Source organism: Limnospira sp. PMC 1279.21 (assembly GCF_032349615.1).
GTDB lineage: Bacteria > Cyanobacteriota > Cyanobacteriia > Cyanobacteriales > Microcoleaceae > Limnospira > Limnospira fusiformis.
This window is the reverse complement of sequence record NZ_JARPLU010000149.1, coordinates 1-11,894: the sequence shown is the minus strand read 5'-3', so window position 1 is coordinate 11,894 and position 11,894 is coordinate 1. Positions and strand designations below refer to the sequence as shown.

The 11,894-nt window shown below is 42.5% G+C and carries 13 protein-coding genes and 2 pseudogenes; 8 read left to right on the top strand and 7 right to left on the bottom strand.

The genetic code is table 11. The features are described from left to right. The 4 genes and pseudogenes from P5683_RS18865 to P5683_RS18850 all read left to right on the top strand — a co-directional run. Positions 1-182, top strand: a pseudogene (locus tag P5683_RS18865) (hypothetical protein); the annotation flags it as partial. A 363-nt stretch (positions 183-545) separates the two neighbouring features. Continuing rightward, on the top strand, positions 546-1,412 hold the full coding sequence (gene crtA / locus P5683_RS18860; RefSeq protein ID WP_006620331.1) for a cyanoexosortase A: 867 nt from the start codon (positions 546-548) through the stop codon (positions 1,410-1,412). A 5-nt stretch (positions 1,413-1,417) separates the two neighbouring features. Next, positions 1,418-2,074, top strand: coding sequence for a cyanoexosortase A system-associated protein (locus P5683_RS18855; RefSeq protein WP_006669733.1), 657 nt, complete (start codon positions 1,418-1,420; stop codon positions 2,072-2,074). 35 nt (positions 2,075-2,109) lie between these two features. Continuing rightward, complete coding sequence (locus P5683_RS18850) at positions 2,110-2,853, top strand: HpsJ family protein (RefSeq protein WP_006620333.1); 744 nt, start codon at positions 2,110-2,112, stop codon at positions 2,851-2,853. An 18-nt stretch (positions 2,854-2,871) separates the two neighbouring features. On the opposite strand, the gene P5683_RS18845 is transcribed toward P5683_RS18850, so the two are convergent. Then, complete coding sequence (locus tag P5683_RS18845) at positions 2,872-3,738, bottom strand: pentapeptide repeat-containing protein (protein ID WP_006669734.1); 867 nt, start codon at positions 3,736-3,738, stop codon at positions 2,872-2,874. 616 nt (positions 3,739-4,354) lie between these two features. Between P5683_RS18845 and P5683_RS18840 the strand changes: the two genes are divergently transcribed. Continuing rightward, positions 4,355-4,528, top strand: coding sequence for a hypothetical protein (locus tag P5683_RS18840; RefSeq protein WP_006620335.1), 174 nt, complete (start codon positions 4,355-4,357; stop codon positions 4,526-4,528). 208 nt (positions 4,529-4,736) lie between these two features. Here P5683_RS18840 and argF read toward each other — a convergent pair whose 3' ends face one another. Next, positions 4,737-5,660 (bottom strand): ornithine carbamoyltransferase, encoded by a 924-nt coding sequence (gene argF, locus P5683_RS18835; RefSeq protein ID WP_006620336.1) that lies wholly within the window; start codon positions 5,658-5,660, stop codon positions 4,737-4,739. A 12-nt stretch (positions 5,661-5,672) separates the two neighbouring features. Further along, the gene (gene dusB, locus P5683_RS18830) at positions 5,673-6,680 is read right to left on the bottom strand and encodes a tRNA dihydrouridine synthase DusB (RefSeq protein ID WP_006669735.1); all 1,008 of its coding nucleotides are present in this window, start codon (positions 6,678-6,680) and stop codon (positions 5,673-5,675) included. Positions 6,681-6,954: 274 nt separating this feature from the next. Here dusB and P5683_RS18825 point away from each other — a divergent pair, with 274 nt between their 5' ends. After that, positions 6,955-7,872 carry a vitamin K epoxide reductase family protein gene (locus tag P5683_RS18825; protein WP_006620338.1) on the top strand — a complete coding sequence of 306 codons (918 nt, stop codon included), beginning with the start codon at positions 6,955-6,957 and terminating at the stop codon, positions 7,870-7,872. Between the two features lie 73 nt (positions 7,873-7,945). Here the strand turns inward: P5683_RS18825 and P5683_RS18820 are convergent, their stop codons facing one another. From P5683_RS18820 to P5683_RS18810, 3 genes and pseudogenes are all read right to left on the bottom strand, one after another. Further along, positions 7,946-8,341, bottom strand: a complete 396-nt coding sequence (locus P5683_RS18820; protein WP_006620339.1) for a serpin family protein — start codon at positions 8,339-8,341, stop codon at positions 7,946-7,948. Then, positions 8,331-9,080 (bottom strand): annotated as a pseudogene (locus P5683_RS18815) (serpin family protein). Before P5683_RS18815 ends, P5683_RS18820 begins: the two are co-directional and overlap by 11 nt. 161 nt (positions 9,081-9,241) lie before the next feature. Next, positions 9,242-9,502: a hypothetical protein gene (locus P5683_RS18810; RefSeq protein WP_035758531.1), complete on the bottom strand. Its 261-nt coding sequence runs from the start codon at positions 9,500-9,502 to the stop codon at positions 9,242-9,244. 129 nt (positions 9,503-9,631) lie between these two features. Here P5683_RS18810 and scpB point away from each other — a divergent pair, with 129 nt between their 5' ends. Next, a complete protein-coding gene (gene scpB / locus P5683_RS18805) occupies positions 9,632-10,156 on the top strand; it encodes an SMC-Scp complex subunit ScpB (RefSeq protein ID WP_006620344.1) in 525 nt (174 codons plus the stop codon). Positions 10,157-10,204: 48 nt separating this feature from the next. Continuing rightward, entirely contained in the window at positions 10,205-10,558 is a 354-nt protein-coding gene (locus tag P5683_RS18800) for a DUF760 domain-containing protein (protein WP_006620345.1), read from the top strand. A 43-nt stretch (positions 10,559-10,601) separates the two neighbouring features. On the opposite strand, the gene P5683_RS18795 is transcribed toward P5683_RS18800, so the two are convergent. After that, positions 10,602-11,816 carry an HhoA/HhoB/HtrA family serine endopeptidase gene (locus P5683_RS18795; RefSeq protein WP_006620346.1) on the bottom strand — a complete coding sequence of 405 codons (1,215 nt, stop codon included), beginning with the start codon at positions 11,814-11,816 and terminating at the stop codon, positions 10,602-10,604. Positions 11,817-11,894: the final 78 nt, after the last annotated feature.

Below are 11,894 nucleotides of genomic sequence, written 5' to 3'. Positions count from 1 at the left end.
CCTTCCGTTCCCCGCTTCAATCCTGGAGTTATGATTTCCAAAACTGGGGGTGGCTAACGCCGTTACTCTCTACTCCCTGCTATATCATGGAGTCTACACTCTCCAATCAAAACAGTTTGTTTATGACCTTGAGTCCCCTGCCTTGTTTGGAAGGTTGTCTTTCCAAACGTTGGGACATATAAACAGTTATGGGGATGGTCAGGAGCGAGATCCTTATATTCAACCAAGGGGCTGAAATTCCCACCAGGAGGTTATTTCGGGTATCTCAACCCTATTTCATGCCTGAACGTCTCGCACCAACATTATCAGAAAATCATAATAATATTTAGTATTTGAGACTTACAGCCATATAGTTATCTGTTGAGAGATTATATTCTCCAGGCGATCGCTATATAAATCCCCCCTTCCAGCTATAATCTAGCTAGGCTATTATTGACAACCCAGACATCTACATCTGTAGGAAATTACCCCCATTGATGAATGTCCTAGTATCCGATAGATAATGGCTAGAGTATTTCACCATAGTAATATTTGGGAAAAAATTGATGATGAACACACCTAATTTTTTGTCAATTCAATCCTGGAAACAGTCAGAATTTTGGCTGATGGCGATCGCCGCCGGTTTAATGTCAATTCACCTCACCCTAATTTATCATCGTAATAACGTCAGTTTTTTGGCACTAAGTATCATGTTTTGGCTATCTGCATCTTCCTTGGTATGGGAGAAAATCCAGGAATTAGCAAAGCAAACCAGCAGCCCCTGGGCCACCTTATTAGGGATGCTAATAATTGCCATAGTGTTGCTAAAAAGCGCTACCCGTCCTACTTCTAACTGGTTAGGGATTTCGCCATTTATATCAGCCCTGGGCTGGACACTAATAGCTTCCGGTTTTAGTGGCTTTCGGGAATACTGGCGGGAACTAACAATCTTATTTTTTCTGGGTGTTCCCAAAGTATTTATTTGGCCGTTAGTAGATATTTCAGGTATTACCGCTAAATTTGCCGCCTTAATTTTATGGTACGCTGGGGCTGATGTTTCTCTGGATAAATTTAACGTCATGCTACCGGAGGGAGGAGTGAGTGTCAATATGGGATGTTCCGGGTTAGAAGGAATGTTTTACCTGTTAGGATTATCAGTGCTATTTCTGGTGATGTTTCCCCTAGAGGTACTCTGGAAAAAAATTATTATTCCCGTGGTAGCAGTATTAATTAGTTTTGTAGTCAATGGATTTCGGATTGTCTTATTAGCTGTGCTGGCTAATGCCCAAAAACCCGAAGCAGTTGATTACTGGCACGTCGGAGAAGGTTCTCTGATATTTTCTATGATTTCGGTGGCATTGTTTGGCTGTTTTTGTTGGTTTATGATTAAACAGGATACACCACCAACTAATCAAGACACCCTCAGCCCATAAATGTTATGAAAATCTGGGAAAATTTGCGAATTTCATTACTTGTGCTAACATTTGGGGGAGTAGTTATAGTTCTAGGAAAATCAATCCTAGAGCCCCAGAAAACTACTGAACAAGTTGTCGAACTCTTTACCTTTCCGGCGATCATCCCCTTACCTGGATGGCAGCATCAGGAAAGTGAAGCACTGACAGAACCCTGGGGAAATACTTATCGTTATCAGCAGAATGATAAAATTCTACAGATAGAAATGCGATATGTTGATCATCCTCATCCCAATGAAAAACTGTTTCGCCAGTATGATCCGAGGGATGCTTCTGTTACGGCACAATTTCCGACACTAACTCGCACCAATAATACAGGTTCCTATAGCCTTTCGGTTGACAATTACCGTGTCTACCTTCGATCTTGTATTAATCCACGATCGCCTAGTGCTATCACCTACGAACAGTTCATTCAAAACCGCTATACCTATGACTTACACTTTTCCCGACTTATACCAGTTATCATGGGAGCAGAACCCCTAAGAGATCACCGATGTTTGTGGTCTCATTTATCACTGCCAATTTCCAATAATTCTTTTGAGGAAACTTACCCAATTTTAGAGGAAGTTTGGCAAGTGTGGTATCAGTGGTGGCATCCTCGTTTCCCTCGACTTGAGCGCTGATTATACCCGTTCTCAATTTACCAACTTTTAAACCTATGACTCAATCTGATGGCAAGCCTCTTAATGATAAAATAGAGGTACTTTGGAAGTTCAGCTCTAACCTGTTAAAAACTATTCCTCCCCTGCGAGCGGTTGGCTACGGGTTATTATTTTTATCAATGCTAGATTTGCTCACCATTATACTTCCTCCCCAACTTATGAACCCGGTTTGGGAGTTTCAAACTATGGGGGGGATTGTGGAAAGGTCTGCTGTTCCTCTCATTTCTCTGGTGTTTATTTTCTTTGGGGAACGCAATTTACGAGGTCGATTTGAAGAACCTTTGTTAATGTTCATGTCCTGGTTTTCCTTACTGTTAGGTGTACTATTTATTTTAATGGTTCCCCTAGGGATTTTCAACACTCTGAGAATTGAGCAACAAAGCAGTGAGCAAATTGATAGTCAAGTGGAACAACGCATCACGGATATTCAAACGGTTCAGCAGCAGTTAGAACAGACCACATCAGAAGACCAAATGCGGGAACTTATCAGCCGTCTGGATACCCAAGGACGCTCTCCTGATATTCAAAACCGGGAACAGGTGAACCAAATTAAAGAAGAGCTTTCTGGTTTTCTGTCTACTACGGCGCAAAGGACTCAAATTGAAGCAGAACAAACCCGCAGAAACCGCAGAATTACCCTCTTCAAAAATTCGGTTAAGTGGAATATAGGGGCTTTGGTTTCCGGTGTCTTATTTGTGACTATTTGGAGAGGAACAGCTTGGGCTAGGAAAAAAGTTTAAGCAGTTACTCAGCGACTATTAAACGGGGGAAGAACTAGACGATCGCATGGGTATCAACTTGGAGGAAATCCGAGAAATTAGTGCGATCGCATCTTCTTCTAAAGATTGATAATTAGAAGGGAAAGGATAACGCCCTTGTCTATCAGCTTTCAGATAAACAAAATCACAGACAGCCCGCCGGAAATTAGTCTGATTATTAATCTTTAATTGGTCTATACATACTCCGGTCAGTGTAGCTTGCTCAAAATTTGTATGGAAAGCTAAAGCATTTGACAAATTTACTTCTTCGAGGTTAGCGCGAGTTAAATTAGCATTTTCCAGGTTAGCCGACCGTAAGTCTGTACCTAATAAATTAGCACTTAATAGATTAGCTTTACACCATTTAGTTTCACTGGCGATCGCTCCCATTAATTGCGATCGGTAAAGATTTGCGCCACTAAAATCAGCACCCTGAATATCAGCACCTCGAAAATCTACACCCACCAAATGAGCATTAGTAAAATTGACATTTCGCAAGTCAGCACCTTTAAAACTTGACCCTTGCAAATAAGCCCCAGTAAAATCAGCCTCTTTCAAATAACTACCATCAAAATGAGCTTGATCACCCTCAACATTTTGGAAACTTCCCTTTAAACAATAGGCTCCTTTTAAATCCGTATCTGTGAGGTTAGTTTCTCTAAAATTAATCCCTTTGAGATACATTCCTTTGAGGTTAGCATTCATCAGATCCGGCTGTACTTCCGGGTAATCTTCTCGCCATTTGTTCCAAAATGCAACCCCTCGTCTCAAGCAGGTTAACTGTTCCTGGTTTACCACTGTTAAGCCACCCCCTAATTTAGATTCTACTGAATATTCAGGAATTTTAAAAGTTGCTAATTGGGACATACATACTACCCTCAATTTATGGGATTATTTGTAGTTATAAAACATATCTGAGGCGATCATATCATCAATTTTATTTATATAAAAATAAATTATGGATGGTTGGAGATATATATAGGGAGCCATATCAATCTAATTTCCCCTTCAGCTAAATGGTATATATACTTAATAGGTGTGGGAGTTAGTTGTTGAAGTAATTTTAAGCAATTTTCATACTTAAATTTACACTGATGAGTGTAGCACCCTAATGGCCTAGAAAACATCTACCTAGAGAATGATGATCGCCTCAGATATAATTGCTAGTATCGCTAACTTTAAATTAATCCTCACAGCCATGATTATACAGTTGTTAATATTACATTAACCACAGCACACAACCAGGTTGAACCGTAGTAACAATGGCTCAATCAGCACCCGGTAGGGATAGTGGTGACTTTTTACTAAAAAGTGGGCCTTTTTATTGACATTGCCTAAATCGATGATTAGACTGGTGTTAAATACAGAAAAACTACAGCCATATGAGGGGTGAATCACCCTACCGAGGCTGTAGTAAAAAGCGATCGCGTACCGTGCGCGTAGCAGGTACTCTCCATCGTAATTTAGTGAGGAATTTCAAGATATGGAAGCTGTTCTCATTGGTGTGATCTTACTAGGATTAATCTGGCGAACGGAACCCGCTCCAGCCAAAAAACCAGCACCTCCCAAGCGATTTTATGTTGACAAGAAAATTCTCAAAAGGGTTACCACCAACAGCAAAGTCCCCGCCGACTGGGGGGATCCAGATGATGATTAGGATTGAATTTCCAGTTAATTATACCCACTTAATCATGATTAATGAGACCAGATAAAACCTCAGATATTTTGATTTTTGGCAGGGATAAATCAGCTTAATTTTGCTGTATTTGGCATCTCTAAATTGCCAATAATAATTGACATAATCAACCCGGTGGGTGAGGTATAGGGTGCAGCCCGAACCGGGTTAATGTGCAAGTATCGGTTAATTAATCATCAGAAAGTAAACTAGCTAATAATGCTTTTTGGGCGTGCATTCGGTTTTCCGCCTGGTCCCAAACCCGCGATCGCACACCTTCAATTACCCCATCAGTAATTTCCTGATCTCGATGAGCAGGTAAACAATGGAGAACGATCGCATCATCATCAGCCTTAGCTAATAGACTGTCATTCACCTGAAAAGGCATAAATAAAGGAATACGATCATCCGCCTCACTCTCCTGACCCATACTCGCCCAAACATCAGTATATAACACATGAGATTTCTGGACAGCTTCAGCGGGGTCATCGGTAATAATCACCTCAGTTTTACCAGCAGCGATCGCCTTAGCCTGTTCGACAATTTCGGGATTTGGCGGATACTGAGATGGGGTAGCAATTCTAATATTCATCCCCACCATAGCACAGCCCAAAAGCAGAGAATGAGCCATATTATTAGCCCCATCTCCCAAATAAGTTAAAGTCAGTCCAGCCATGCGATTAAAACATTCTTGAACCGTCATCAAATCTGCCAAAACTTGACAAGGATGCTCCCGATCTGTGAGAGCATTAATTACCGGAATTTCCGCATAACTAGCAAAAGTTTCCAAATCCTTTTGTTCAAAAGTCCGAATAGCGATCGCATCTAAATATCGACCCAATACCCGCGCCGTATCAACCAAAGGTTCCCCCCGACTCACCTGGGTAACACTAGGATTTAAATCAATTATATGTCCCCCCAATTGATACATAGCCACCGAGAAACTGACACGGGTGCGAGTCGAAGCCTTAGAAAACATCAACCCCAAAACCTTCCTTCGCTGTAGTTTCCGCATTCCCGACTTTAACTGAATCGCCAAAGATAAAACCGAGTGTAACTCAGCCACAGTCAAATCAGCCAAACTCAGCAAATCTCGTCCTTTTAATGATTCCATAATTGCTCCTAATTATTTGAATATGGCGATCGCCCCATCGAGCAAATCACATCCCTGCTGAACCGTCTCCACCTTAGCCAGTTGTTCCCGCAGTTCATTTGCTCCTGGGAAACCTTTAGCATACCAAGTCATGTGTTTACGAGACTGATAAATACCACGCTGACCTTTGTACACCCAAAGTGCTTGTAAATGTTCCTTCGCACATTCTAAACGTTCAACCACCGTCGGCGCTGTCTTCATCTGGCCAGTTTTCAGGAAATAATCAATTTCCCCCACCAAAAACGGATAACCCAGAGTTCCCCGAGAACACATAACTCCATCAGCGCCAGTTTCCTGTAAACACTGAACCGCCGAGGACACCGAGACAATATCCCCATTAGCAATTACTGGAATCGATACATTCTGCTTGACCCTAGCGATCCATTCCCAGTTAGCTTTCCCTGTATAACCCTGAGCGCGAGTGCGTCCGTGAATGGTCAGCATTTGCGCTCCCGCATTTTCCATGCGTTTGCTAAAATCTAGGATATTGATTTCGTCCTCATCCCAACCTAAACGAGTTTTTACAGTGATGGGAACTGATACAGCTTCGTTAAGCGATCGCACTATTTTCTCAGCGATTTCCGGTTGTCGTAACAGCGAAGAACCGCCGCCATTTTTAGTAATTTTATTCACCGGACAACCCATATTCACATCAATAGTATCCGCCCCTTCTTCCACAGCTTTTCGCGCCGCCTCCACTAAAAAATCTGGGCGACAATCAAATAATTGAATACTAATCGGGCGTTCTCCTGGGTCAATTTCCATCAGAATTGGTAACTCCCGCACATGAATAATTTGGGAAGCGTGTACCATCTCTGTATACATCATCGAATTGGGAGCATAGCGCCTCACCAAGCGCCGAAATACCAAATCTGTCACCCCTGACAGAGGCGATTGTAACACCCTACTGTTTACCTCTAATTTACCAATTTTTAGGGGTGAGGATAGCCGTTCTTTTAATTCAGCAGATAGGGCAGACATAGCAGGCAGACAATTAAGCAAATCAAACTTTCATTATACACTAATATATAATAAACTGCAATCATTCATAAATCCTTGGGGCGGTCATTTACCAGCCAGCCACAGACAACCGGGAGGGGTTTCTGTGGTAGATGAGACCCCGTGGCTCAACCCTCACTGTTATAGTTATAGGAGTCGCCATACCAGATTACAATCTAAATTGTTACAATTATATCTCTTGTGGTTTACCATACCGCCATCATTCCCTGGAACCTCTAATTAGGAGAAATTACAGATGATTCAAATGCGTAAGCGTTCAACTCCCTGGATTCAACAAAAGTCACGTTTGATTATTGCTGGAATTGGTGCTTTTGGTGCTGCTATTACCTCTTATCTAACCATACAAGCACTACAGGAAGGACCGACTAGCTGTCCTACAGAAGGCTGTGAGAGTGTCCTAGATAGTCCCTATGCGGAAGTTTTTGGCTTACCTCTGGCTTTGTTTGGCTTTCTGGCTTATGTCTATATGATTGCTATGGCGGTTATCCCACTATTGATTAGTTCAGAAACTCAGACAACTTGGCGGAAGAAAGCCGAAAATTACACCTGGCTACTGATGTTTATAGGTGGGTGTTCTATGGCGATTTTCAGTAGCTATTTGATGTATATCATGGCTTTTGAAATTCAATCTATTTGCTGGTTTTGTATCGGTTCAGCGATCGCCTCTTTCAGCCTGTTAGCATTAACTATTATTGGCCGTAATTGGGAAGATATCGGTCAACTGGTTTTTTTAGGTGTCATTGTCGCTATGGTTACTATAATTAGCACTCTGGCTATTTATGCTCCCATTAATAACCCCTCCCTCACTGATGGTAGTCAAAATTCTTACAATATCACCTCAGTTTCTAATCCAGATAATATCTCCCTAGCTCAACATTTAACTAATGTGGGTGCTGCGATGTATGGTGCTTACTGGTGTAATTTCTGTGAACAACAAAAACAGTTATTTGGTAGGCAAGCTATCAATTATCTTACCTATATTGAATGCGACCCCGCTGGAGAAAACCCTCAACCAGAGCTGTGTCAAGCTAAGGGTATTCCCGGATATCCAGCTTGGGAAATTAACGGCGAATTACATCCGGGGTTAATTTCTTTAGAACGTTTAGCCGAATTAAGCGGTTACACGGGTTCCCGTAATTTTGGGAATTCCTAAAAAAAGCAGCTTCGTCGGGTGCGTCAGAATAGGTCAATCCCAATCATCACCCAATTCTTAAAAACTGACGCACCTATAATTCTGGGTCTACTATAGAACCCATAAACCAAATGGTGCGGGTTTGATTATCGCGAATGGCTACGAAAAATGGACGATTTACCACCATTGAGAATGGTTCAGTTATGGAGGGGGTACTTTCTGATAATACCGTAACTGAAGTGACAGCAGCGGCTTCTGTTCCCTCCTCATTAACCTCTACAAAAGTCTTATGTTTAACCTCAGAAATGCGTACATTGTTATCTAAAGTCATATTAGAAAAATCAGCTTGATTCGGGTGAAAAGCTATATCCATCCCCATGGATTTCAAACTATCGTTTAAACCGACTTCATACTCCAGTTTAAACCGGGGGAGTCGGAGCGAACCTGGTCGCGATCGCATTTGATTAATCCACTCTTCCCTAGAGTGCATTCAACCGTGTATAAAAGCGATCGAGGCTCACATTTTCACGGGGGAGAAATACATATAAACTAAATCTAGCGTCATCACCGTAGGGAAGGCTAATTCCTTGAAAATCAGAGTTTTTCAGATACAAATAATTGCCAAATTTAAACATCAGGGGATGAAGTTTAGTGCTACCATCAATCAGGGTAAAAGGCTGTGATTCGGTGAGTTCTTCTTCAAATTTTTCCGACAATCTCCCCTTAAAATATATGGCATTAATTAGATACAGAATAGTTTGATTGGGGATAGTTTTGACAATCTGAGCAATTTTGCCATTAGTTTCCTATTTAACCCAATCATTAATTGGGGATGGCGTATCAGGACTACTAAAATCAACTGCTGTGAGTTTAGCCTGATCAAACTGATTTACCCTCTCCAGAAAATCTGGTAAGAAAAAAGCAGATTCATGTAACCACAGAGAATTAGCAATATTAATTTGCACATCTTGATTAATGGCTGAAATTGAGTTCTTGAGAGCCAAATTTGCCTGATTGAGTTCTGCTCAACTGATACCCTGAACTTGCCAAGTTTCAGCGATCGCCTCTTGAGTAGTTCCCGCCGCCCCATTATAGGTCATAGCCAGAGCATTAGTAATACTCGCCGGAGAAATAAAAATATTTTCCTGACTTTGATGCTGATAAACATGATCAAACAGCTTAAACGCAAAACCGGTGTAAGCCGCCGCGACTTGGTAATTAATCCTCATATTTTCCGTAGTTTGATGTGCGCTTAAATCCGATGTTAAATGGGAATCTGGAATTTGATCAACAGCCCAACCACTGACTGCCACCATGACAGCCGTGGCTATTAATAATCCGATGTATTGGCAAGAATTAGCCCATAATTTTTTCATAAAATAACCTCAAATCATTGGGCAGCGATCCTGTCTAAAGATCTACTATTATTGATATCTATGTAGTCATCAAAAATCCGCCAATTATCGCATCCAAATATCTCTCTCGATCCCAGCCTTAGCCCCAGCCAGGTAGGAGTTAAGGTCCCAGGGGAGTTGGGGGGAGTTGGGGAGGACTCAGCCATTTCTGTAGTGAAGGTGAAAAAAGCGATCGCGGTTAGGGGGGTAAGAGATGGGACAATTGCTGCCCAAGATGCCACTAATTTAACCTTCATAGATCCAGTAAATAATGATTATTTGTTAACGTAAATTGCCCTAGGGAGGATAATTTATGCTATCATGTGGCTATAATTGTGGCATAGTTCCCAACTTAATGGGAAATGTTATAAAGTACCGACAGTTTTATGTCCATTAGTCTCCCAGCTAAGATTGAAGCGATTTTGTACCTGAAAGGTCAAGCCTTGTCCTTGTCCGAGATTGTACAATTAGCTCAATGCGATCGCGCCGAAGCAGAAGAGGCCATAATTCAACTAATGTCAGATTATGCCCACCGGGATACTGCCTTAGAAATTGTGGAAACCAAGAAAGGTTACAGCCTGCAACTGCGCCAAGCCTACGGGGAACTAATGCACACCCTAGTACCACCAGAATTAGGTGTAGGGGCTTTACGGACTTTAGCAGCGATCGCCCTTAATGGTGGCATTACCCAAACCGATCTCGTAGAATTACGAGGTTCAGGGGCTTATCAGCACGTTCAGGAACTGGTAGAATTAGAATTCGTCACCAAACGACGACAACCCCAAGCCCGTTCGTATTGGTTACAGGTAAGCAAAAAATTCCATCAATACTTTCAACTAGACCAACTTCCCCAGCAACTTTCGCTAAATTTAAAAACAAATTTGCCCGAAGATACCACAGCATCCAGTTAAATCGACTAAACTAGAAGTAAAGTACAGCAGACACTAACAAGTCACCTCATGGTTTTTAACTCCGACTTTCATTCGTCTAATGACCAAGAAATCTCTGAGAACCCCCTGTTGCACTATCTACAACATCAACATCCCGATGTTTTAGCCCACATTGCTCAATCAGCCAGTCCAGAGATCAAAGAAATAATTTCCCGCAATGTCCAAGGTCTGGTAGGCGTTTTACCCTCAGATGACTTCGACGTACAAATCACAACCAATAGAGACAACCTGGCTGGCTTACTAGCTTCAGCCATGATGACTGGTTATTTTCTCCGTCAGATGGAGCAACGTATGCACCTGGAGGAAAATATATCCAGGACCGCGTCTTCGCGTTCCCAATCAACTAAACCAGAACGGGATTAACCGGATTAACCGGATTAACGGGTAATAGTAATTTACCCAAAAATCAGTCAACTCCTGATAGGGCGGAGTCTGGAGCTGCAGCCATCTGCACTTTCATGGTTTCGATTTTTCCAAGGCGGTCAATCTCAATTTCCAACTCTTGTCCCACTAGGGTCAATTGTATTTGCTCTTGGACTTGGGTGGGGGTGCTAACCGGGGTTCCGGCGACTCGATTAATGATATCTCCCCGTTGAATACCAGCATTAGCGGCGGGTGAACCTTCGACCACCCGAACCACCAACACTCCCCGATCCTTAGTCAGTTTAAGATTAAGTTGCTGATCCATCTCGTCCTTAATGGTGGGGTTAAGGGCTACCATTTTCACCCCTAGGAAGGAATGGTCTGCTCTTCCGTTATCAAATAATTGATTAGCAATTCGCAGGGCGGTTTCAATAGGGATAGCAAAGCCCAAACCTTGAGCATTAGAACGAATAGCGGTATTAATGCCAATAACTTGACCCCGATCATTTAACAGGGGACCTCCTGAGTTACCAGGGTTAATAGCAGCATCAGTTTGAATAAAGCGCACCCGTTTATTAGGGATACCGACCTGAGAACTCGATCGCCCGATCGCACTAATAATTCCCACAGTTACGGTATTATCCAAACCGAGGGGATTACCAATAGCGATCGCCCACTGACCGGGAATCAACCCCTCAGAAACACCAATAGGGGCTGTAGGTAGGTCTTGGGCTTCAATTTTGACCACAGCAATATCAGTTAACTCATCGACCCCCCTCACCTGACCTTGAAACACGCGACCATCGTTAAGAGTGACACGGACTATATTAGCCCCATCAACGACATGAGCATTAGTAATCAGACGACCATCAGAACTGATAATAAATCCAGAACCAGTTCCCCGCTGCAACCGTTCAGAGTCCTGGGGAATGCGATCGCCAAAAAATCGTTTAAACAGGGGATGATTCAAAGCATCTGGTAAATTCTTAGAAGCAGTCCGCACAGCATCAATACGAATAACCGAGTGTCCTACCTTTTGTACAGCTTCAGCGATAAAATTGGAATTACTGCGAGCAGCAATAGGACTCTGACGGTAGTAGGGTTGAGTTTCCGGGGACACTTCTCGAACCACGGGGACGGCGGGAGAATTAGTCACCAGATGATTAGCATACAAATAGCGACCACCGATTAAACCAGTACCGCCCCCGATCGAAAGTAGGGCCAGATACACGGTTAGCTGCCTAAAAGATAAATCCATGTTTAAATATTCCGACCGGATCGATATCTGATACATTTACGCGACATTTATCCGGCTATTGCCTGACAATGCGACGAT